Raw genomic sequence first — 21,744 nt, forward strand, 5'->3', positions numbered from 1 at the left:
CCGCCATGATACCCTGAACACCCATTACCACCCGTACCGCACCGCATGCCCCTCGCGCTGACCCCTTCCCAGACCCGTTTCCTGCGCGGCCAGGCTCACGACCTGAAAGCCCTGCTGCAGATTGGCGGCAAAGGGGTGACGCCCGCCTTCGTCGCCGAGCTGGACGAGGTGCTGGAGCACCACGAGCTGGTCAAGGTGAAGGTGGCCGGGGAAGACCGCGACGCCCGCGATGCGATGATCACCGAGCTGGCCACCCAGACGGATGCCACCCTGGTACAGCGCATCGGCCATACCGCCGTGCTGTACCGCCCCAGCAAGGAACGCAGGCAGATCGTGCTGCCGCGCGGCTGAGCCGGCACCGATGATGTCGGCGGCCAGCCCCACCTGACCCGATCGCCATGCAGCTGAACCACGAACTTCCCGACTACGCCTTCTCGCTTCGCGGCGCCGATGGCCACACGGCACGCGTGAACGACCGCGTGCTGACCACCAGCTTCATCCTCTCACCCCAGCAGCTGCAGGAAGGCTGGCCGGTGCAGGACAGCGCGGCGCTGGAGCCGGCCGACATGGATGCCCTGCTGGCCTTGCAGCCTGAGGTCATCCTGCTGGGCACGGGCGAACGCCAGGTCTTCCCGCCCGCCGCAGTGATGGCCGCCTGCCTCAGGCAAGGGGTCGGACTGGAAGTGATGACCAATGCCGCGGCCGCGCGCACCTTCAACATCCTCGCCGGCGAAGCCCGCCGCGTGGTGGCGGGCTTCCTGCTGTCCCCTGCATGAGGCACGGCCTGGCAGGCTGCCTGCTGGCGCTGTCGTGCCTCATGCTGCCGGGCTGCCAACCGCCGCCCGCGGATGAGATGCAACGTTTCCAGGCATGGCGGACCGGCGGCAACGCCACCGGCTCGGCGACCTATCAACGACTGCTGGATGCAAACGGTGTGGGCGAAGTGATGCCGCTGCATGTCCTGCTGCGCTCCAGCCGGCGGTGGCGGTCCTGCTCGGCGCCTGAATTCAGCCTGCCACCGCCGCACCGACGGGCAGCGATCGTATCGACGCTGCGCGTGGTGGACCGGCTGCAGCAGTTGGGGATCGTGCGGGCCGATCAGGCCAGGTCGGGCTACCGCGACGACGCGCTCAACCAGTGTTCGGGCGGCAGCACGCGCAGCCGTCATGTGCTCAACAACGCCCTCGATTTCGATCTGCCCGAGGAGGGGGACCGTGTGGTGCAGCTGTGCCGTTTCTGGCGCACGCAAGGCCCGTCGCTCGACATGGGGCTGGGTTTCTACACGCCCACCCGCATCCACATCGACACATCGGGATTCCGCACCTGGGGCCGCGATCACCGTCGTGGCACCTCGCTGTGCATGGCACGCGCTCAGTCGGGCTGACGTTCCAGCTTGACCCACACGCCGTAGTGGTCGGAGGGCCAGGCGCCCGTCGCATCGCGCTGATCGAGGATGATCCGCGCGTCGACGACGCGGTATGCGTCGCGCTGGACCAGCACGTGGTCGATGCGCGTGGCCGGATGGCCGAGGTGGGTGTTCAGCGTGGTGTGGGCGGCCGTTTCCACGTCCACGCCCGGATGCGCGTCGGCGTAGGCATCGGCAAAGCGCAGCAGCAGGGGTTCCAGTTCCGGCGTGGTGGCCGCCGTATTGAAATCGCCTGCGATGACGACGGGCACGTCCTCCTGCGTCGAGCGCATGAACGCCTGCAGGCTGGCGATCTGTCGGGCGCGGATGGCGCCGCCTTCCGGTGTGTAGTGCAGGTGCGTCGCGTAGAGATTCACCGGCCTTCCCGCAATCGTCGTGCGTACCCAGCCCGCATTGCGATAGTCGTCAAGTGGCTGCAGTTTCGTTTCGCGGGTCTGCTCCACCGGCGTGCGCGTCAGGATGGCGTTGCCGTAGCGACGCGCCTGCGCCGGGGGATCGGCCGAGAAGAAGCGGTATTCGTACCCCAGTCGCTGCGCGAGCGCGCCGGCCTGGTTCGGCAGCGCCACATCCTGCAGTACTTCCTGCAGCACGATGACATCCGGTTTCAACGCGGCCAGTTCCGCCACGATAAGGTCCTGCCGGTGCGACCAGTCCTGCTTGTCGTGCCACAGGTTGAGCGTGACCAGCGTCAGCGTGTCGGGGGGGGCTGCGCGCTTCGCCGTCGATGGTACGCAACCGACGAGCATGGCCGCCGCCAACAGGACGCAGGTGGCAGGCAAGAGGCGCAGCCTCATGAGATACAGGCCCCGACGCTTCAGCGCTTGGGCAGGTAGAGCATCGGATCCACCGGCTTGCCGTTGTAGCGGATCTCGAAGTGCAGCATTTCTCGCGCCGCGCCACTGCTGCCCATTTCCGCGATCTGCTGGCCGGCCTTCACGTTCTGGCCTTCGTTGACCAGCCGCTTGCGGTTGTGGCCGTAGGCGGAAAGCCAGGCTTCGCTGTGCTTGATGATGACCAGTTCGCCATAGCCGACCAGCCCGGCGCCGGAATACACCACCACGCCATCGGCTGCCGCACGCACGGCCTGGCCGCTGCTGCCCGCGATATCGATGCCCTGCTTGGTGGCATCGCCGGCCGTGAAACGCCCGATGATGTGGCCTTCGGCAGGCCAGCGCCAGGCGAAGCCGCTGCTCGCCGGATTCTGTATCACGGGGGGCCGCGTCACTGTGGCCGGCGGCGGTACCGGGCGCGGGGTGGTCGTGGCGGCGGGCGGACGGGGGGTCGTGGTTCCGCTGGTGGACGCACGCCCGCTTCCCGGATACAGCTTCAAGATCTGGCCGGGATAGATGGTGTACGGCGCTGCGATGCCGTTCCAGCTGGCCAGGTCGCGCTGGTCGATACCGTTGCGGAATGCGATCCCGTACAGCGTGTCGCCGCGCTGCACACGCACGGTCTGCCCGGGCTTGGGCTGCGATGCGGTCCGGGAGGGCGTCGAGGACGTTTCGCGCACGACGGTGCTCGAGCAGGCGGCCAGCGCCAGCCAGATCGTGGCGATGACAAGGACGCGGAACGATGTCTTCGTTCCAGAACGAAGGGTCGTGGCCAGGCGCGTCGTCGTGTTTTCCAGATCCATCCTATTCCTGTTGTTCAACTCGTGAAGCGCTGGAACAGTTCATGTGCCGCCACCCCACCGCCCCCGATGAGGACACCGAAGTAGATCATCGTACCGATGTTGGACAGGTGCCCCAGCAGCACCGCGCCGCCATCGCGCTGGATGAAACCGATCGCATAGAGCAGCAGCGCCAAGGCTGGCAGGGTGTTGCTGAACGGCACGAATCCAAACGGCGCCATCAGCAGCAGCGCCGCCAGGATGAAGGCCAGATTGTTGAAGACATCCTGCGCACGGCCGTCGACGAAGACACGCAAGCGATGCGGGCGGCTGATCCTTTCGAGGCGACGCACCCACGTCATGCCGGCCTTCAAACCGGGACGCAGGCGGTCTGCCGGCAGTGCGCGCGCCTTGAGGCGCTGTGGCAACCACAGCGGACGGCCGATCAGACGGCTGATGCCCACCAGCAGGATGGCGGCGCCGAACACCGTGCTGACCCCGGGAATCGACACCGGGATCAGGAACACCAGCGTCAGCAGGATGGTGAGCAGCAACAGGCCTTCATCGCTGAAAACGTCCAGCAGTTCGCCCAGGCTCAGATGGTCTTCCGGCAGGCGGTCGATGATGTCGGCCAGCTGCTCGCCCAGTGACGTGCCGTTGCCGGTTGTTTCGCTGTGTGCAGACGTCATCCGGCTCAGTCCAGCGTGCCGGCAAGCAACGGCACGAACACCACCGGTGCCAGCGTGGTTTCATCAATCCCGCCATCCTCGCGCTTGACCAGGCGCACCAGCGACTGCGAGCCGCTGCCGCCGACCGGCGCAACCAGTTGGCCGCCCACCGCGAGTTGTTCGATCAGCGCCTGCACCAGCGCGGGCGCCGCGGCCGTCACGATGATGCCGTCGTAGGGGCCGTGCTCCGCCCAGCCGATGCGGCCGTCGTCGTGCTTGCTGCGCACGTTCATGCCCAACTGGCGCAAGCGCTTGCGCGCCTGCCGCAGCAGGTCACCGATGCGTTCCACCGTGTAGACCTCCAGGCCCAGCGCGGCAAGCACCGCGGCCTGGTAACCGGAACCGGTGCCGATCTCCAGCACCTTCTTCGGCGCATTCTCCAGCAGGACCTCGGTCATGCGGGCCACGACCCACGGCTGCGAAATGGTCTGGCTGTGGCCGATGGGCAGCGCGGTGTCTTCGTAAGCCCGCGTCGCCAGCGCCTCATCGACGAACAGATGGCGCGGCAGCATGCGGATGGCGTTCAGCACGCGCTCGTCAGCGATGCCCGCGCTGTTGGCGGTGCCCTCGCGCAGGCGTTCGACCAGGCGGTCGCGCACGCGCTGCGAGGTCATGCCCATGCCGACGGCTTCGGGTTGCAGGCGCAGGCGTGGCGTCACGCCGACGTCTCCAGTGCCGCGGTCAGGCCGCCGACCCAGCTGGCGACCTTTTCCAGCGCCTGGTAGCGCGTCAGGTCGACATGGATGGGCGTGATGGAAATATTCCCCGTGCGCACGGCATGGAAGTCGGTGCCGGCCCCCGCATCCTGTTCGCGTCCCGCGGGACCGATCCAGTACACCGTGCGCCCGCGCGGATCCGGTTGCGGCACACAGGGTTCGGAGCGGTGGCGATTGCCGAGGCGGGTGACCTCGAATCCCTTCACGTCGGCCCACGCCAGGTCAGGCACGTTGACATTGAGGATGGTATCGGCGGGCAGCGGATCGGACTTGAGTCGCGCCACGATCTCCACCGCGGCGCGCGCGGCGGTCTCGAAGTGCTTCGGCTCATGGTTGTGCGTGACCAGCGACATCGCCACGGCGGGCAGGCCCAGGAAGCGTCCTTCCATCGCCGCCGAGACGGTGCCGGAATAGATCACGTCATCGCCCAGGTTGGCGGAGTTGTTGATGCCCGACACCACGATGTCCGGTTCGAAATCCAGCATCCCGGTCAGCGCCAGGTGCACGCAGTCGGTCGGCGTGCCGGCGATGCTGCACGTGTAGTGGTCGATGCGCTTGAGGCGGATGGGCAGGTCCAGCGTCAGCGAGTTGCTGGCTCCGGAACGATCGCGATCGGGCGCCACCACGTAGACCTCATGGCCGGCGGCCCGCAGGCCCTCCGCCAGGATTCGGATGCCGGGGGCGTCAACGCCGTCGTCGTTGCTGACCAGTACGCGCATGGGATTCCTCGAAAACAGCCCCATGATACCGGAAGCGCGCAACGCCCCGCCAACGCAAGGGTCCATCCACGCCTTGCCTTGCCGTGCTTGCGTCGCACGGCAATGCCGCTACGCTGTGATGCATGTCCCGCCCCGCCGCCCCGGATGATGACGATGCCGCGCTGTTCCGCGAGGCCATCGGCGATGTCAGGCGGATCGACGACGCGCCACTGCCGCCACGCAAGGCACCGCCCAAGCCCGCTGCGCGCATGGCCGAGCGCGATGAGCGGGATGCACGCAGCGAATTCCAGCGTGGCCTGGACGAAACCGCCCTGCTGTCGGCCGGCGACACGCTCAGCCATCGCCGCGACACGCTGCCGCCACGCATCTTCCAGCGGTTGAAGCGCGGCCAGTTTTCCGTGCAGGACGAGCTTGACCTGCACGGGGCCACGGCCTTGCAGGCCGAAGGGCTGCTGCGCCAGTTCCTGGCGGATGCCCACGACCACGACTACGGCTGCGTGCGCATCATCCATGGCAAGGGCCAGCGCTCGGACCGCGATGCGCCGGTCCTGAAGAACACGGTGGACCGGCTGTTGCGACAGCGCGGCGATGTGCTGGCGTTCCACTCCGCGCCACCGGCACAGGGCGGTACCGGCGCGGTGCTGGTGCTGCTGGCACGGCCACGTGGCTGAGCCCGAGAAAACAAAGGCCCCACTTCCAGTACGGAAGGGGGCCTTGCGGTGCGTGATGATCCCGCGCGACTTACTTGGACGCCTTGGCCGGCAGGTTCGGCGGATTCACCCAGGTCACGTCGATGCCCCGGCGCCGGGCGATGCGCTCGACATAGGCCATGTATTCCTGTTCCGGCGTCATTTCCTTCTGCACGGCAGGCTGGGTGGAGGTCAGTTCATGGGTGCCGGCGCAGGCACACAGCAGCGTCGCGGCGAATGCAACAAGCGTGAGGCGGAACGGGACTTTCATGGCGAGCCCTCCAGCGTGGTCGGGTTGAAATCCTGCGTGCCAGTGCCGCCCTCTCCCGGCCAACACTGGCGCTCACCTCCGCTTATACGCCGGCCGTCATGGCCTTCCAGTGCCGTCAGGTGCTTTCCGACGAACGGTCTTCCGGGGCCGGACGATCCGCCACATCACCCAGTTCGTGCAGCACGGCGGTGGCGTAGCTGCCGGGCGGCAGGGCGAATTCAAGTTGCAGGCAACCGGGCTGGAGCCATCGCCACGACAGGCCTTCCGGACGAAGCCGCAGGGCACGGCGCTCCTGCCGCAGGCCCTCCTTCTCCAGGCCCGCGCAAAGCGCCCGTGCGTCGTCGGACTGCAACGCCGCCACCTCGACCTCCGCCGACCGGGACTGGCTGCGCAGCTCGCCCGCGCCCCAGAGCGGTCCGCTGGGATGGATGTCGAACGCGGCCAGTCGCTGCGCCAGCGCATCGCTCCACGGCTCGGGGCCGAACACGCTGCGGCTGCCGGCCAGCATCCACACTTCGCCTTCCAGCCCACGGTTCCAGCTGGCATCGGCCAGGCGCGCCGCCAGCACGCGATTGAACAACTCGGAGCGCGCCGCCGAAATCAGCAGCGAGCGCTGCTCGCGCCGCATGCGCCTGCCGGCGAACATCGCAAGTGCCGACGCCACGTTGCCGCCATCGCGACCGAAGCGTTGTTCGCCGAACCAGTTCGGCAATCCGTGTGCGGCGACCTGCTGCAGGCGCGCTTCGATGGCAGCCAGGTCGCCCTGCACGTCACGCAGCACCAGCACGAAGCGGTTGCCCGCCAGCGCGCCGCGTGGCAGCTTGCGGTTGTGCCAGGTCGATTCCAGCACGCGCAGGCCATCCGATGGCAGCGTGTCCAGCGCGGGCGCCACGCGCTTGGGCAGGTGCACGGTGAAGCGCTGGCGGGTGACCGCATGGCGATCCTTCATGCCTGCATAACCCACGCCCATTTCCGCAATGCCGGCCCACTCCGCAAGCCGCTTGGCGACGAAAGACGTATTGAGGCCGCGCTTCTCGATGGTCAGCAGCAGGTGCTCGCCTTCGCCGCTCGGCTCGAAACCCGCAACTTCCTCGACGAAGAAATCCTCCGGCGCGCTGCGGATGCGCGCCGACACCACCGGCGCCCCGAAGGCACGCGGAAGGCCGTCGCTCACGCCTTCACCAGCAGCACGACGGCCTGCGCGGCGATGCCTTCCGCGCGACCGGTGAAGCCCAGCTTCTCGGTGGTGGTGGCCTTGATGCTGATGCGATCGAGTGGAATGCCCAGATCCGTGGCAACGCACCCGCGCATTGCGTCCGCATGCGGGCCCACCTTCGGGCGTTCGCAGATGACGGTGACATCGGCGTTGCCCACCTGCCATCCCAGCGCTGCGATCAGTGCATTGCAGTGCCTGAGGAACGCCCGGCTGTCCGCGCCCTTCCATTGCGGATCGGAGGGCGGGAAATGCCTGCCGATGTCGCCCAGCGCCAATGCGCCCAGCATGGCGTCGCACAGCGCGTGCAGCACCACGTCGCCATCGCTGTGTGCCAGCACGCCGCGATCATGGGGCACCCGAACCCCCCCCAGCATCACGTGGTCGCCTTCGCCGAAGGCATGCACGTCGAAACCGTGGCCGATGCGGATATTCAAGGAGGTCTGCATGTGTTTCCCTTGTGGCACTCAGCGGCTGCGCTGTGCCAGCTCGAACGCGAACCGCGCCAGATCCGCCGGCGTGGTGATCTTGAAATTGCTCTCCGAGCCTTCCACCAGCAGCGGCCGCAGCCCCAGTCGCTCCATGGCCATGGCCTCGTCGGTAACCTCGACGCCATCGGCCAGTGCGCTTTCCAGCGCACGGGTCAGCTGCATGCGACGGAACAGCTGCGGCGTGAACGCGCGCCACAGGCGCTCGCGCGGCTCGGTGGCATCGATGCCGCCATCGTCTCCCGCCCGCTTCAGCGTGTCGCGGACCGGCGCGGCAAGGATCGCGCCCACCGGATCGTTGCGGCCCCGCTCCATCAGGTGCGAGAGATCGGTGAGCGACAGGTTGGGCCGCGCGGCGTCGTGCACCAGGACGAAATCGTCCGCACGCACGCTGCCAGGGAGCGCCTGCAGGCCGGCGAGCACCGAGGCGGCGCGGGTGGCACCGCCGATGCAGGACTGCACGGCCTTGCCGGCGAATTCCGTCCAGCCCGGCCAGTCGGGATCGTTTTCGGAGACCGGCACCACGGCACCTTCCACCGCATCGTGGGCGAACAGTGCCGTCAGCGCATGCGCGATCAGCGGAGCGCCGTCGACGACGAGATACTGCTTCGGCAGATCACCACCGAATCGTGTACCACGCCCGGCAGCGGGCACCACGGCCCAGACGCGTGCCATCAGGGGGCCGGCTCCGCGGCTTGGCCATCACCGCCATCCTCGTCGACGGCAGCCGGCACCGGCGCGACGGGCTCCACCACGCGATAGAACTTCTCGCCCGGCTTGATCATGCCCAGCTCGCTGCGCGCGCGCTCCTCCACCGCCGACTCACCGGACTTGAGGTCCTCGACTTCGGCGGCGAGCGCGTCGTTGCGCTCCTGCAGGCCCGCGTTCTCGCGCTTCTGCGCTTCGACCTGCCGCTCCAGCGCGACGACCTGGCCGGAACTGCCCACGCCGAACCAGAACTTGTACTGCAGCCATCCCAGCAGCAGTACAAGCACCAGCAGCAGCCAGGGCGCCTTCCGCATGGATTACTTCTTCAGCGACACGAAGGCGTTGCGGCCGGCGTAGCGTGCCTTGCTGCCCAGCGCTTCTTCGATGCGCAGCAGCTGGTTGTACTTGGCCACGCGGTCGCTGCGGCAAAGCGAGCCGGTCTTGATCTGGGTCGCCGTGGTCGCCACCGCGATGTCGGCGATGGTGGTGTCCTCGGTTTCGCCGGAGCGGTGGGACACGACCGCCGCATAGTTGGCGTGGTGCGCCATCGAGATCGCTTCCAGCGTTTCGGTCAGCGTGCCGATCTGGTTGACCTTGATCAGGATCGCGTTGGCGGTGCCGGACTCGATGCCTTCCTTGAAGATCTTCGGGTTGGTGACGAACAGGTCGTCGCCGACCAGCTGCACTTTCTTGCCGATGCGGTCGGTCAGCAGCTTCCAGCCCGCCCAGTCGTCTTCGGCCAGGCCGTCCTCGATGGTGATGATCGGGTACTGCGCGGCCCAGTCGGCCAGGAAATCGACGAACTGCTCGCTGGTCAGGCGCTTGTTTTCGCCCACCAGGTGGTACTTGCCGTTGTCGAAGAATTCGCTGGAAGCCACGTCCAGGCCCAGCTGCACGTCTTCGCCGGCGGTGTAACCGGCCTTGCCGATTGCCTCGAGGATGGTGTCCAGCGCTTCCACGTTGCTGCGGAAGTCGGGCGCGAAGCCGCCCTCGTCACCGACCGCCGTACTCAGGCCATGGCCCTTCAGCACCGACTTCAGCGAGTGGAAGATCTCGGTACCGGCACGCAGCGATTCGGCGAACGAATCGAAACCGACCGGCAGCACCATGAACTCCTGGAAGTCCACGTTGTTGTCCGCGTGCGCGCCGCCGTTGATGATGTTCATCATCGGCACCGGCAGCGTCACTTCGCCGTTGGCCAGGTGCTGGCACAGCGGGATCTTCTTCGACGCCGCCACGGCGTGGGCGTTGGCCAGCGACACGCCAAGCAGCGCGTTGGCGCCCAGGCGACCCTTGTTCTCGGTACCGTCCAGATCGATCAGGCGGCGGTCCAGCCCTTCCTGGTCGACGGCATCGAAGCCTTTCAGCGCGGTCGCGATGGCGGTGTTGACGTTCTCCACCGCCTTGCGCACGCCCTTGCCCAGGTAACGGGTCTTGTCGCCGTCACGCAGCTCGACGGCTTCCTTGGTGCCGGTCGAGGCGCCGGACGGCACCATGGCGCGACCAAAGGAACCGTCCTCCAGCGTGACCTCGGCTTCGAGGGTGGGGTTGCCGCGGGAATCGAGGATTTCGCGGGCGTGGATCTTGGCGATCTGGGTCATCGTGTCGTGTGCTCAGCTCAGAGAGTGGATTCGAGGAAACCGTTCTTCTTGGTGATGCCATCCAGCGCCAGCAGCGTCTCAAGCAGCGCCTCCATCTTGTCCAGCGGCCAGGCATTCGGCCCATCGGACAGGGCCTTGGCCGGGTCCGGGTGCGTTTCGGCGAACAGGCCGGCCACGCCCACGGCAACCGCCGCACGCGCCAGCACCGGCACGAACTCGCGCTGGCCGCCGGAGCTGGTGCCCTGCCCGCCCGGCAGCTGCACGGAGTGGGTGGCGTCGAACACCACCGGGCAGCCGGTATCGCGCATCACGCTCAGCGAGCGCATGTCGCTGACCAGGTTGTTGTAGCCGAAGGACGCGCCACGCTCGCAGACCATGATGTCCTGGTTGCCGGTGGACTTGGCCTTTTCGACGACGGGCTTCATGTCCCAGGGCGACAGGAACTGCCCCTTCTTGATGTTGACCGGCCTGCCGGCCGAGCAGACCTTCCTGATGAAGTCGGTCTGGCGCACGAGGAAGGCCGGGGTCTGCAGCACATCGACGACCGCCGCGACTTCGTCCATCGGCGTGTATTCGTGCACATCGGTCAGTACAGGCACACCTACCTGCTTCTTCACCGCGTCCAGCACCTTCAATCCTTCCTCCATGCCGGGACCACGGAAGCTGGTGCCGGAGGTACGGTTGGCCTTGTCGAAGCTGGACTTGAAGATGAAGTTCATCCCCAGCTTGCCGGTGATTTCCTTCAGGCGACCGGCCACGTCGATCTGCAACTGCATCGACTCGATGACGCAGGGGCCCGCGATCAGGAACAAGGGCTGGTCAAGGCCGACGTCGAATCCACAAAGCTTCATTCAAACACCTCTCGTTTGAGCCCCTCTCCCCCGGGAGAGGGTTGGGGTGAGGGTACGGCGGAATCCGGATGGCGGGAGCACAGTGGACTCCGCCCTACCCTCATCCGCCCCTCCCCGGCACCTTCTCCCTGGAGGGAGAAGGAAACAGCATTCAAGCCCGCGCTTCCTTCAACAGCTTGCCGCCCGCCTTCTTCTCGCGCGCAGCGCGGATGAAGCCGACGAACAGCGGATGGCCGTCGCGCGGCGTGGACAGGAATTCCGGATGCGCCTGGCAGGCCAGGAACCACGGATGCACCGTGCGCGGCAGTTCGATCATCTCCACCAGCAGGTCGTCCATCGACTTGGCGGAAATCACCAGGCCGGCGTCCTCGAGCTGCGTACGGTAGCGGTTGTTGAACTCGTAACGGTGCCGGTGGCGCTCGGCGACCACGTCCTTGCCATACAGGTCCCGTGCCAGCGTGCCGGGCTTGAGGCGGGCTTCCTGCAGGCCCAGGCGCATGGTGCCGCCCAGGTCGGAGCGCTCGTCGCGCTTCTCCACGTCGCCGGTGGCCGTGCGCCATTCGGTGATCAGGCCGATCACCGGATGCGGCGACTGCTTGTCGTTCTCGGTGCTGTTGGCGCCTTCCAGCTGGGCGACATGGCGCGCGTAATCCACGACCGCGGCCTGCATGCCGTAGCAGATGCCGAAGTACGGCACCTTGTGGTCGCGCGCGTAATGCGAGGTCAGCACCTTGCCCTCGAAGCCCCGGTCACCGAAACCACCCGGCACGAGGATGCCGTCGACGCCACCGAGCAGCGACATGTCGCTGTTCTCCAGTTCCTGGGCTTCGATCCACTTCAGGTTGACCTTGGTGCGCTGGCGCAGGCCACCGTGCTTGAGTGCCTCGCCCACGGACTTGTAGGCGTCCTGGTGGTCGACGTACTTGCCGACCACGGCGATGGTCACTTCGTCCAGCGGGTTGAGGGTGGCGTCCACCGCCGCCTCCCACTCGGACAGGTCGGCCGGCTTGGCATTATCCAGGCGCAGCTGGCGCATGGCGATCTCGTCCAGGCCCTGCGCATGCAGGCCCATCGGGATCTTGTACAGCACGTCCACGTCGGGAACGCTGATGACGGCGCGCTCGGGCACGTTGGTGAACAACGAGATCTTGCGGCGCTCGGAATCGGGGATGACCTGCTCCGACCGGCACAGCAGCACATCCGGCTGGATGCCGATGGAACGCAGTTCCTTGACCGAGTGCTGGGTGGGCTTGGTCTTCAGCTCACCGGCGGCGGCCACGTAAGGCACCAGCGTGAGGTGCATGAACAGCGCCTTCTCCGGACCGCGCTCGGTGCGGATCTGGCGGATCGCCTCCAGGAACGGCAGCGACTCGATGTCGCCCACGGTGCCGCCGATCTCCACCAGCGCCACGTCGAAGCCTTCGGTGGCCTCGTCGATGCAGCGGCGGATCTCGTCGGTGATGTGCGGAATCACCTGCACCGTGGCGCCCAGGTAGTCGCCGCGGCGCTCCTTGCGGATCACGTTCTCGTAGATCCGGCCGGTGGTGATGGAATTCTTGCGGCTCAGGCGCGTGCGCACGAAGCGCTCGTAATGGCCCAGGTCCAGGTCGGTTTCGGCGCCGTCGTCGGTGACGTACACCTCACCGTGCTGGAACGGGCTCATGGTGCCCGGGTCGACGTTGATGTAGGGGTCCAGCTTCATCATCGTGACCGTCAGGCCACGCGCTTCAAGGATGGACGCAAGCGAAGCGGCGGCGATGCCCTTGCCTAGCGAGGACACAACGCCGCCGGTAACGAAAATCAGGGGAGTCATGGGCGGGGCTCCGGAAAGCCATAGTCTACAGGCAACGCCTGGGTTCTAAAAGCGCGACGCCCCGCGGAAGCGGGGCGCCGGCGCATTGCGCGAGTGGCGGAAAGCCTTGTGCGACAAGGCATGCGAAGGATCAGGGCTTGCGCTCTTCTTCCTCGTCTTCCTTGCCCGACTTGCCGCCCTGGCCCTGTTCGGCCTTGGCCCGCTTGGCGGCGGCCTCGTTCGCGGCGCGGCGTTGCGCCTTGCGATCGGGGTCGGACGGATCGGTGGACTGGGATTGGTCCTGGCTGCGCTTGTCGGCGTCGTTGCCGGCGCGCGACTGTGCAAGCGCGCCCACGGCGGCCACGGACAGGGCGACGGCGGCGGTGAACAGCAGAAGATGGCGCGGTTTCATGAGGGTTTCTCCGGGGTGCGACACAGGCCATATGGAGGCGGCGGAGGCCGAATCCAAGCAGGCGCCCGCACACTAGTGGGTGTGGGCTGAACGTGCAAAAAACCCGCCCACCCGGCAAACTCCTGCGGCTGACCCGCCCCCCGCACCGGAAACCGTCCGTCCATGCCGAATCGCCGCCTCGCCTGCCTGTTGCTGTTGCTGACGACCACCCTGCCCTTCGCCGCCTTCGCACAACGGCAGCCGCTGACACCGGCCCAGATCAAGCTGGAAGCGTTGGCGCAAGACACCCAGCGGATGTCCTCGGAAGACGATGGCCTGGAGCTGGTGTGGTGGCTGCCGTCGGTGTACTGGGACGCGGCGGCCAACTCCTCCGGCCTGCCGGCGTCCAGCAAGGCGGAGTTCCTGAAGGCCTTCGACGGCTACGTGATGGTGGCCGTGGTGCAGGGCAAGATGGGGCTGGTGGGGGTGGACCGTTTCCTGGACGCGGAGGAAGCGCTGGCCGGCCTGCAACTGGTGGACACCAGCGGCAAGGCGCACAAGGCACTGCGCGACGAACAGATTCCCGCACAGCTCCGCACCATGCTGGCGGTGATGAAGCCGATCCTGGCCAACATGATCGGTCCGATGGGCACCAACATGCACTTCGCCGTCTTCAAGGATCGCGACGCGAAAGGCAAGCCGTTCTTCGACCCGCTGGGCAGCGGGTGGATGAAGGTCATCACCAACCGGAACACCCATGCGTTCCGCCTGCCGCTGGGCAGCCTGCTGGCGCCGCAGCAGGACCCGGCGAACGGCGACGTGTTCCCCGGCGATTACCTCTACAGTCCCTACACCGGCGCGCCCCTGAAGTCCGCGCCGCAGCCGTAACCCCATTCCCGGAAGACACCCGCATCTCATGAGCAGTCGCTACAACGCCGCCGACATCGAAGTCCTCTCCGGCCTTGACCCGGTCAAGCGCCGTCCGGGCATGTATACCGACACCTCGCGCCCCAACCATCTGGCGCAGGAAGTCATCGACAACGCGGTGGACGAAGCGCTCGCCGGCCATGCCGGCAGCATCGAGGTCACCCTGTTCAAGGACGGCAGCTGCGAAGTCAGCGACGATGGCCGCGGCATGCCGGTGGACATCCACCCCGAAGAAAAGATCCCGGGCGTCGAGCTGATCCTCACGCGCCTGCATGCAGGCGGCAAGTTCAGCAACAAGAACTACACCTTCTCCGGCGGCCTGCACGGCGTCGGCGTCAGCGTGGTCAATGCGTTGTCCACCCTGGTGGAAGTGCACATCAAGCGCGACGGCAGCGAGCACCGCATCACCTTCCGCAACGGCGACCGCGCCACGCCGCTGGAAGTCGTCGGCAGCGTGGGCAAGAAGAACACCGGCACCCGCGTGCGCTTCTGGGCCGACCCCAAGTATTTCGACACGCCCAAGTTCAACGTGCGCGCGCTCAAGCACCTGCTGCGCGCCAAGGCGGTGCTCTGCCCCGGGCTGAATGTCACCCTGTTCGACGAAGCCAGCGGCGAGCGTGACAACTGGCACTACGAGGATGGCCTGCGGGACTACCTGAAGGGCGAGATGGCCGGGCGCGAACTGCTGCCACCGGACCTCTTCGTCGGCCAGTTGAAGAAGGACGGCGAGATCGTCGACTGGGCCGTGGCCTGGGTGCCCGAAGGCGAGCTGGTGCAGGAGAGCTACGTCAACCTGATCCCCACCGCGCAACATGGCACGCACGTCAACGGCCTGCGCAGCGGCCTGACCGATGCGCTGCGCGAGTTCTGCGACTTCCGCAACCTGCTGCCCCGTGGCGTGAAGCTGGCGCCGGAAGACGTGTGGGACCGCGTCGCGTTCGTGCTGTCGCTGAAGATGACCGATCCGCAGTTCAGCGGCCAGACCAAAGAGCGCCTGTCCTCGCGCCAGGCCGCCGGTTTCATCGAAGGCGCCGCGCACGATGCGTTCAGCCTGTGGCTGAACCAGCACGTGGACATGGGCGAACGTATCGCGCAGATCGCCATCGAGCGTGCCAGCGCGCGCCTGAAGACCGAAAAGCAGATCGTCCGCAAGAAGGTCACCCAGGGCCCCGCACTGCCCGGCAAGCTGGCCGACTGCATCAGCCAGGATCTTTCGCGCACCGAATTGTTCCTGGTGGAAGGCGATTCGGCGGGCGGCAGCGCCAAGCAGGCGCGCGACAAGGATTTCCAGGCCATCCTGCCGTTGCGCGGCAAGATCCTGAACACCTGGGAGGTCGCCAGCACGTCCGTGCTGGCCTCCGACGAAGTGCACAACCTGGCCATCGCCATCGGCTGCGATCCCGGCAAGGACGACATCTCCGGCCTGCGTTACGGCAAGGTGGTGATCCTGGCGGACGCGGACTCCGACGGCCTGCACATCGCCACGCTGCTGACCGCGCTGTTCCTGCGCCACTTCCCGGCGCTGGTGCAGGCGGGCCATGTGTTCGTCGCGATGCCGCCGCTGTTCCGCGTGGACGTGGGCAAGCAGGTCTTCTATGCCCTGGATGAGGAAGAAAAGCGCCTGCTGCTGGACAAGATCGAGCGCGAGAAGATCCGCGGCGCCATCAACGTCACCCGCTTCAAGGGCTTGGGCGAAATGAACCCGTCCCAGCTGCGCGAATCCACCATCCACCCCGACACGCGCCGGCTGGTACAGCTGACCGTCGACGACGAACTGCAGACACGTTCGTTGATGGACATGCTGTTGGCCAAGAAGCGCGCGGGCGACCGGAAGCAATGGCTGGAGATGAAGGGCGACATGGCTTCCCTCGAGGTCTGACCGGCAACGCCTACCCGGCGCCGGCGGGATGGCCGCCCTCCACGTCTGGACAGCGAAAGCGGCAGCGTCGCACACGACCTGCCGCGACTGAACGCCACGTTCACCGCCCCGATGCGATAACCGGGGAATGGAACAAACACGGCATCCCTACACGTTCGGCATCGAGGAGGAATACTTCCTGGTACGCCGCAACGGACGGCGGCTGCGGCACATGCCGCGCCGTTTCTTCGACGCGTGCCGGCGCACGCTGGGCGAACGCTTCGGCGGCGAAATGCTGCAGACGCAGGTGGAAGTGCAGACCGGCGTGCACGGCGATCCGGCGGAGGCGCAGGCCGATCTTGAAGCGATGCGGCACGGCGTGGCCCGCATCGCGACCGAGCACGGACTGGCGATCCTCGCCGCCGGCACGCATCCACTTGCCCAGTGGCGTGGCCAGCGCAGCACCGAAAAACCCCACTACGACGCCGTGATGGACGAGCTGCAGATGCTCGGCCACCGCAACATGGTGTGCGGCATGCACGTGCATGTGCAGCAGGCCGATCCTGCCAACCGCGTCGACCTGATGCGACGGCTGCAGCCTTACCTTCCCCTGCTGCTGGCCTTCAGTACGTCGTCGCCGTTCTGGCTCTGCCACGACACGGGACTGATGGGGTACCGCCACACGGCCTATCGGGAGATTCCCCGCACGGGACTGCCGCCGCTCTTTTCGGGCCAGGACGAATACGAGGCCTACGTGCAGCGGCTCACCTCCGCAGGCGCCATCAAGGACGCCAGCTTCCTGTGGTGGGCACTGCGGCCGTCGCTGGCGTTCCCGACGCTGGAGTTGCGCGTCACCGATGCCTGCACCGACATGCGCGATGCGCTGGCGATCGCGCAGTTGTTCCGTTGCCTGGTCCGTCACCTGGAACGCCATCCGCGGCGCCACGCGACGCTGGCGGCCGGCGACCAGGCGGTGATCGACGAGAACCTCTGGCGCGCGCAGCGCTACGGTTTCGATGCCGGCCTGATGGATGTCGATGGCGGCGCGCTGGTGCCGGTGCGCGCGTTGTTCCAGCAGATAATGGAGCGACTGGACGAGGACGTGCAGGCGCTGGGCTGCCACGCGCAGATCCAGCATTTGTGGACGATCCTGGAGGACGGCAGCAGCGCGCACCGGCAGCGCCGCATCTATGAATCCGCGCGTGGCCGGGGAAGTTCGCGCGGTGAAGCGTTGCAAGAGGTGGTGGCGTGGCTGGTCGATGCCAGCCATCCGGTCTGAGACGGCACGCGCATCAGACCTTCGCGCCCGGGCGCGACACCACGAAGACGCCGGCCATCACCAGCACCGTACCCGCCACCTGCCATGGTCCCATCGGCTCATCAAGCAGCAGCAGGCTGAGCAGGATGGTCGATACCGGGCCCACCATGCCGACCTGCGCCGCCAGCGCCGACCCGATGCGCGCCACCGCCATCATCACGGCCAACACCGGCAGCACCGTGCAGAGCGTGCCGTTCACCAGTGAAAGCGCGTACACCTCCCACGGCAGCACCAGTGCTTCCATCGGTCGCAGCAGGATGAACTGCAGCAGGCAGAGCACGCTGGCGACGCTGCTTGCGTAGGCGGTAAGACGCACGGCACCGACACGACTGACCAGTTCGCCACTGCCCAGCAGATACAGCGCATAGGCCAGCGCACTGCCGAACACCAGCGCACTGCCCAGCGCGATGTTGCTGCCACCCAAGGTCAAGTCGTGTCCGAAGGCCAGCGCCACGCCGGCGTAACTCACCAGCAGCGCGACCAGCTGTCGCCGCGAAACGCGCTTGCCCAAGGCCACCCAGCCGATCAGTGCCACCAGGGTGGGCGTCAGGTAAAGGATCAATCGTTCCAGCGTGGCCGTGATGTAGGCCAGGCCGGCGAAGTCCAGGAAACTGGCCAGGTAGTAACCCAGGAAACCCAGCAACCCGATCCTGCCGAGATCGGCCCGCGACAGCGGCGTGGCGCGGCGCGCGGCCCACAGGCCCATCAGCAGGAAGAACGGGAATGCCACCAGCATGCGCAGCGCCAGCAGCGTGACCGCGTCGGCGCCGTAGCGATAACCCAGCTTGACGATGATGGCCTTGCCGGAGAAGGCGATGGCGCCCAGCGCCGCCAGCAGCACCCCGGAACGGGCAACCGCTTTCAACGCTGGAGGCGCGGCGGGGCTTTCCGGCGCTTCCGCCGGCGCGATGTCCAGCGGTTGCGCCAGTTCGTCCTCGGCGTCGTTGCCCGTCATCGCTGGCGGATCATTGCAGCGCGCATTCCAGCAGGCGACGGATCAAGGCCTGGGTCGGCGCTGCACGCTCTGGCAGGTAGGCGAAGCTGTCCTCGTCCATGTAGTTCAGCTGGGCCAGTTCCAGCTGCACGGTCTGGATGCCGCGCGGCACGTCGCTGTAGTGGCGCGTGATGTACCCGCCCCGGAAGCGCCCGTTCACGACGAAACTGAAATCCCGCTGCGAGGCGAGCACGTCTCCCAGCGCCTGCTGCAGCGCCGGGCCGCAGCTCGCGCCGCCGGCGGTACCGAGGTTGAAATCCGGCAGGCGGCCTTCGAACAGGAATGGCACCACGCTGCGGATCGAATGGCCTTCCCACAGCACCACGCGGCCGTGCGCCGCGTGGATGCGCGCGACCTCGTCCTGCAGCGCACGATGGTAAGGGCGCCAGTAGCGATCGACGCGCGCGGTGATCTCCGCGGGCGTGGGCTCCTGCCCTGGCAGGTACACGGGCTGTCCGCTGAACTGCACCACGGGACACAGGCCGGTGGTGTTCTGGCCCGGGTACAGCGAGACATCGTCTTCCGGGCGGTTCAGGTCCACCACGTAACGCGAATGCGTGGGTACGATGATCGAGGCGCCCATCTCGCGCGCAAACGCGTAAAGCCGGTCGACATGCCAGTCGGTATCGGGCACGCGCCGCGCATCGGGTGTCATCCGTACACCGAGTTCGTCGGGCAGCCGCGTGCCGTTGTGCGGCAGGCTGACGAACAGCGGCACGGTGCCGCGGTGCAGGGTGAAGGTTTCCATGCGGGCATTGTAGGGCGGGCACCGGCGTGCCGCATCTCCGCCACCGCTCACTGGCTGCCGGAGCCGCGGGGTGATCCCGCCCTCCTTACCGCATCAGCACCACTTCCTCGGCACTGGTCGGGTGGATGGCCACGGTGTCGTGCAGGTCGGCCAGGGTGATGCCTTTCTTCATTGCCACCGCGAACCCCTGCAGTATCTCGTCCGCGCCTTCGCCCAGCAGATGGAGGCCGACGACGCGGTCGTCGCTGCCCGCGCAGACCAGCTTGAACAGGCTGCGCTGCGGCGAATCGGCCAGCGCGTGCAGCATCGGCCTGAAGCGCGTGGTGAGCACCCTGACCGCATCACCATGGTGTAGGCGGGCTTCTTCTTCGGTCATGCCCACCTTGCCGGCGGGCGGATGCGAGAACACCACGGTCGCGATGCCTTCGTAATCCAGACGCGCATCCGGCGACGCGCCGAACACGCGATCCATCAGCCGACGCGCGGCCGCGATGGCGACCGGCGTCAACGCGGCCTGCCCGGTGACATCGCCGACCGCATGGATGTGCGGCACGCCGGTGTCCTGGTAGGCATCCACGCGCACGAAGCGCTTTTCATCCGTCGCTACGCCGGCAGCGTCCAGCCCCAGACGGTCCGTGTTCGGCCGCCTGCCCGTCGCGAAAATGAGTGCATCGAAACGATCACTGCGTGTTCCGTCTTCCGCCAGCACGACCACGCCGTCATCGGCCGCACGTTCGAGGGCTGCGACCGAGTGGCCGAAATGCAGGCGGACGCCATGCTGGCGCATGCCATCGGCAAGCTCGTCGGCGATCTGCGCGTCGAACCCTTCCAGCAGGCGCGGCCCGCGCACGTACAGTTCCACCTGGCTGCCCAGCGCCTGCAGCACGCCGGCCAGTTCCACGGCGATGTAGCCACCGCCGACGATCGCCACGTGCGCGGGCGCCGAGCACAGGTTGAAGAAATCATCGGATACCAGCCCCAGTTCCGCACCGGGGATATCGGGACGGTGCGGATGGCCACCCGTGGCGATCAGGATATGCCGCCCCTGCAACCTGATGCCGTCGGCATTGACCACGGTATGTGCGTCCAGCAACCGACCGTGGCACGGCATCAGCACCACGCCGCTTTCATCCAGCCTGCGCATGTAACTGGCATGGATGCCGGCGATGTACCGTTGGCGGTGCACGACGAATTCGCGCCAGTCCAGTGCAGGCGGCACGCTGTTGAAACCCAGCTGCGCGGACAGCGCCAGCTTCTGCGACAGTTCCGCCGCCAGCCACATCGCCTTCTTCGGCACGCAGCCGACATTGACGCAGGTGCCGCCCAGTTCCTTCGGTTCCAGCAGCGCGACCTTCGCGCCATGCGACGCGGCGCGGAACGCGCCCGCCAGCCCGCCGGAACCTCCGCCGATGACGATCAGATCGAATTCCTGGGCTTTCATGCGAACCGCTCCGGTCGGTAAGGCGTGGGGTCGAACGCGGGCGTGCGCCCGGTCATCAGGTCGGCCATCAGCTGGCCCGTCGCCGTGCTCATGCTGATGCCCAGCATGCCGTGGCCGGCCGCCAGCCAGACGTGGCGATGGCCGGGTGCACGTCCGAGCAACGGCAGGTCGTCCCAGGTCATCGGGCGCCAGCCGTACCAGCGCTCCTGTACGTGCGGGCCCACCGGTTCGCGCAGGAACTCGCGCGCACCGCGTTCCAGCGCCGCCAGCCGGGTGGCGTTGAGCGTGCTGTCGTGGCCGGAGAATTCCATGGTGCTGCCCAACCGGAACCCGCTGTCCCAGACCGTCACGCAGACCGACCGGTCCTTCAGGACCATCGCGTGCCGCGGCACCAGGGACGGCCGCGAATAGGTGATCGAATAACCCTTGCCGGGCTGGATCGGCGCGCGCAGTCCCAGCCTGCGCACGAAGGCTGGCGTCCATGCACCCAGTGCCACCACGGCATCGCGGCCATGGCGGGGGCCGTTCGCGGTGTCCAGCCGGATGCCATCGGCCAGCGAATGCAGGCCGTCCACGCGGCACTGCTCTTCGATCACGCCACCCTTCTCGCGCACCACGCGCGCCAGCTCCGCGACATAACGGTCCGGCCGCAGGCGGGCGTCGCCGGGGAAGCGGATGGCGCCCGCCACGCCGGGCAGCACCGCAGGCTCATCGCGCTCGTACGCGTGTCCGTCGAACACCTGGCTCTCGATGCCGAAGGCGCGCAGCGCATCGCACTCCCGCGTGTAGTGCTCGAACCGGCGCGGATCGCGAAACACGTAGTCGAGTCCCTCCTCGGCGAACTCGCACTGCAATGCGTGGCGCCCTACCCAGTCGGCCAGCCGCGCGCGCGCGTCGACCAGCAACGCCGAGCGCGCAGCGGTGCTCTGCCGCCAGTCGCGCACGTTGCAGCGCGCGGCGAAATGCAGCAGCCAGCGCCACAGGGCCGGATCCACGCGGGGTTTCAGGTAGAGCGGCGCGTCGGGGGTGAACATCCAGCGCAATGCCTGCGCCACCACGCCGGGTGCGGCCAGCGGGGGCGCATGGCTGGGCGTGATGGTGCCGCAGTTGCCATGCGAAGCACCGCTGCCGACGGTCGCGCTTTCCAGCACGCGCACGCCGCGGCCGCTTTCCAGCAGCGCCAGCGCGGTTGCCAGGCCGATGGCACCGCCGCCGATGATCAGGACGTCGTCGTGTGGGGGATTCACATCGACAGT

The 21,744-nt window shown here is 67.3% G+C and carries 25 protein-coding genes; 7 read left to right on the top strand and 18 right to left on the bottom strand.

Features of this window, described 5'->3' with window-relative positions; translation table 11 throughout:
* Positions 1–45: 45 nt before the first annotated feature.
* Genes yhbY through OVA13_RS07795 form a run of 3 tightly spaced genes read left to right on the top strand, consistent with a single transcriptional unit; the run spans position 46 to position 1,384 of the window.
* Positions 46–351, top strand: a complete 306-nt coding sequence (yhbY, locus tag OVA13_RS07785; protein ID WP_267793205.1) for a ribosome assembly RNA-binding protein YhbY — start codon at positions 46–48, stop codon at positions 349–351.
* 47 nt (positions 352–398) lie between these two features.
* Positions 399–776 (top strand): Mth938-like domain-containing protein, encoded by a 378-nt coding sequence (locus OVA13_RS07790; RefSeq protein WP_267793206.1) that lies wholly within the window; start codon positions 399–401, stop codon positions 774–776.
* The gene (locus OVA13_RS07795; RefSeq protein ID WP_267793207.1) at positions 773–1,384 is read left to right on the top strand and encodes a D-Ala-D-Ala carboxypeptidase family metallohydrolase; all 612 of its coding nucleotides are present in this window, start codon (positions 773–775) and stop codon (positions 1,382–1,384) included. The genes OVA13_RS07790 and OVA13_RS07795 overlap by 4 nt, the downstream gene beginning before the upstream one ends.
* On the opposite strand, the gene OVA13_RS07800 is transcribed toward OVA13_RS07795, so the two are convergent.
* Genes OVA13_RS07800 through surE form a run of 5 tightly spaced genes read right to left on the bottom strand, consistent with a single transcriptional unit; the run spans position 1,372 to position 5,198 of the window.
* Positions 1,372–2,220, bottom strand: a complete 849-nt coding sequence (locus OVA13_RS07800; protein WP_267793208.1) for an endonuclease/exonuclease/phosphatase family protein — start codon at positions 2,218–2,220, stop codon at positions 1,372–1,374. The two genes, OVA13_RS07795 and OVA13_RS07800, sit on opposite strands and share 13 nt — an antisense overlap.
* Before the next feature lie 20 nt (positions 2,221–2,240).
* On the bottom strand, positions 2,241–3,059 hold the full coding sequence (locus OVA13_RS07805; protein WP_267793209.1) for a peptidoglycan DD-metalloendopeptidase family protein: 819 nt from the start codon (positions 3,057–3,059) through the stop codon (positions 2,241–2,243).
* A 14-nt stretch (positions 3,060–3,073) separates the two neighbouring features.
* Entirely contained in the window at positions 3,074–3,724 is a 651-nt protein-coding gene (locus tag OVA13_RS07810; protein WP_267793210.1) for an exopolysaccharide biosynthesis protein, read from the bottom strand.
* Between the two features lie 5 nt (positions 3,725–3,729).
* Entirely contained in the window at positions 3,730–4,422 is a 693-nt protein-coding gene (locus tag OVA13_RS07815; RefSeq protein ID WP_267793211.1) for a protein-L-isoaspartate(D-aspartate) O-methyltransferase, read from the bottom strand.
* Complete coding sequence (gene surE / locus OVA13_RS07820) at positions 4,419–5,198, bottom strand: 5'/3'-nucleotidase SurE (RefSeq protein ID WP_267793212.1); 780 nt, start codon at positions 5,196–5,198, stop codon at positions 4,419–4,421. The genes OVA13_RS07815 and surE overlap by 4 nt, the downstream gene beginning before the upstream one ends.
* A gap of 122 nt (positions 5,199–5,320) precedes the next feature.
* On the opposite strand from surE, the gene OVA13_RS07825 reads away from it, so the two are divergent.
* Positions 5,321–5,869 carry a Smr/MutS family protein gene (locus OVA13_RS07825; protein ID WP_267793213.1) on the top strand — a complete coding sequence of 183 codons (549 nt, stop codon included), beginning with the start codon at positions 5,321–5,323 and terminating at the stop codon, positions 5,867–5,869.
* A 70-nt stretch (positions 5,870–5,939) separates the two neighbouring features.
* Here the strand turns inward: OVA13_RS07825 and OVA13_RS07830 are convergent, their stop codons facing one another.
* The 9 genes from OVA13_RS07830 to OVA13_RS07870 form a co-directional block, all read right to left on the bottom strand.
* Positions 5,940–6,158 (bottom strand): hypothetical protein, encoded by a 219-nt coding sequence (locus OVA13_RS07830; RefSeq protein ID WP_267793214.1) that lies wholly within the window; start codon positions 6,156–6,158, stop codon positions 5,940–5,942.
* A 115-nt stretch (positions 6,159–6,273) separates the two neighbouring features.
* Positions 6,274–7,332 (bottom strand): tRNA pseudouridine(13) synthase TruD, encoded by a 1,059-nt coding sequence (gene truD / locus OVA13_RS07835; protein WP_267793215.1) that lies wholly within the window; start codon positions 7,330–7,332, stop codon positions 6,274–6,276.
* Positions 7,329–7,820: a 2-C-methyl-D-erythritol 2,4-cyclodiphosphate synthase gene (gene ispF / locus OVA13_RS07840; RefSeq protein WP_267793216.1), complete on the bottom strand. Its 492-nt coding sequence runs from the start codon at positions 7,818–7,820 to the stop codon at positions 7,329–7,331. Before ispF ends, truD begins: the two co-directional genes overlap by 4 nt.
* An 18-nt stretch (positions 7,821–7,838) precedes the next feature.
* A complete protein-coding gene (ispD, locus tag OVA13_RS07845; protein ID WP_267793482.1) occupies positions 7,839–8,537 on the bottom strand; it encodes a 2-C-methyl-D-erythritol 4-phosphate cytidylyltransferase in 699 nt (232 codons plus the stop codon).
* Positions 8,534–8,881, bottom strand: a complete 348-nt coding sequence (gene ftsB, locus OVA13_RS07850) for a cell division protein FtsB (protein ID WP_267793217.1) — start codon at positions 8,879–8,881, stop codon at positions 8,534–8,536. The genes ispD and ftsB overlap by 4 nt, the downstream gene beginning before the upstream one ends.
* A 3-nt stretch (positions 8,882–8,884) precedes the next feature.
* Positions 8,885–10,168: a phosphopyruvate hydratase gene (gene eno / locus OVA13_RS07855; RefSeq protein ID WP_267793218.1), complete on the bottom strand. Its 1,284-nt coding sequence runs from the start codon at positions 10,166–10,168 to the stop codon at positions 8,885–8,887.
* 17 nt (positions 10,169–10,185) lie between these two features.
* Positions 10,186–11,019: a 3-deoxy-8-phosphooctulonate synthase gene (kdsA, locus tag OVA13_RS07860; protein ID WP_267793219.1), complete on the bottom strand. Its 834-nt coding sequence runs from the start codon at positions 11,017–11,019 to the stop codon at positions 10,186–10,188.
* Between the two features lie 151 nt (positions 11,020–11,170).
* The gene (locus tag OVA13_RS07865; RefSeq protein ID WP_267793220.1) at positions 11,171–12,832 is read right to left on the bottom strand and encodes a CTP synthase; all 1,662 of its coding nucleotides are present in this window, start codon (positions 12,830–12,832) and stop codon (positions 11,171–11,173) included.
* 130 nt (positions 12,833–12,962) lie between these two features.
* Entirely contained in the window at positions 12,963–13,223 is a 261-nt protein-coding gene (locus tag OVA13_RS07870) for a hypothetical protein (protein ID WP_267793221.1), read from the bottom strand.
* A 162-nt stretch (positions 13,224–13,385) separates the two neighbouring features.
* On the opposite strand from OVA13_RS07870, the gene OVA13_RS07875 reads away from it, so the two are divergent.
* The 3 genes from OVA13_RS07875 to OVA13_RS07885 all read left to right on the top strand — a co-directional run bounded on the left by OVA13_RS07875 (position 13,386) and on the right by OVA13_RS07885 (position 17,266).
* A complete protein-coding gene (locus tag OVA13_RS07875) occupies positions 13,386–14,090 on the top strand; it encodes a hypothetical protein (RefSeq protein WP_267793222.1) in 705 nt (234 codons plus the stop codon).
* 28 nt (positions 14,091–14,118) lie between these two features.
* On the top strand, positions 14,119–16,008 hold the full coding sequence (gene parE / locus OVA13_RS07880) for a DNA topoisomerase IV subunit B (protein WP_267793223.1): 1,890 nt from the start codon (positions 14,119–14,121) through the stop codon (positions 16,006–16,008).
* Between the two features lie 127 nt (positions 16,009–16,135).
* Entirely contained in the window at positions 16,136–17,266 is a 1,131-nt protein-coding gene (locus tag OVA13_RS07885; RefSeq protein WP_267793224.1) for a carboxylate-amine ligase, read from the top strand.
* A gap of 13 nt (positions 17,267–17,279) precedes the next feature.
* Here the strand turns inward: OVA13_RS07885 and OVA13_RS07890 are convergent, their stop codons facing one another.
* The 4 genes from OVA13_RS07890 to OVA13_RS07905 form a co-directional block, all read right to left on the bottom strand.
* Positions 17,280–18,260 carry a DMT family transporter gene (locus OVA13_RS07890; protein WP_267793225.1) on the bottom strand — a complete coding sequence of 327 codons (981 nt, stop codon included), beginning with the start codon at positions 18,258–18,260 and terminating at the stop codon, positions 17,280–17,282.
* 10 nt (positions 18,261–18,270) lie between these two features.
* Positions 18,271–19,047 (bottom strand): N-formylglutamate deformylase, encoded by a 777-nt coding sequence (hutG, locus tag OVA13_RS07895; protein ID WP_267793226.1) that lies wholly within the window; start codon positions 19,045–19,047, stop codon positions 18,271–18,273.
* Between the two features lie 85 nt (positions 19,048–19,132).
* Positions 19,133–20,488: a glutathione-disulfide reductase gene (gene gorA / locus OVA13_RS07900; RefSeq protein WP_267793227.1), complete on the bottom strand. Its 1,356-nt coding sequence runs from the start codon at positions 20,486–20,488 to the stop codon at positions 19,133–19,135.
* A complete protein-coding gene (locus tag OVA13_RS07905) occupies positions 20,485–21,735 on the bottom strand; it encodes an NAD(P)/FAD-dependent oxidoreductase (RefSeq protein ID WP_267793228.1) in 1,251 nt (416 codons plus the stop codon). The genes gorA and OVA13_RS07905 overlap by 4 nt, the downstream gene beginning before the upstream one ends.
* Positions 21,736–21,744: the final 9 nt, after the last annotated feature.

The sequence above is a fragment of the Pseudoxanthomonas sp. SL93 genome (assembly GCF_026625825.1).
Lineage (GTDB): Bacteria > Pseudomonadota > Gammaproteobacteria > Xanthomonadales > Xanthomonadaceae > Pseudoxanthomonas_A.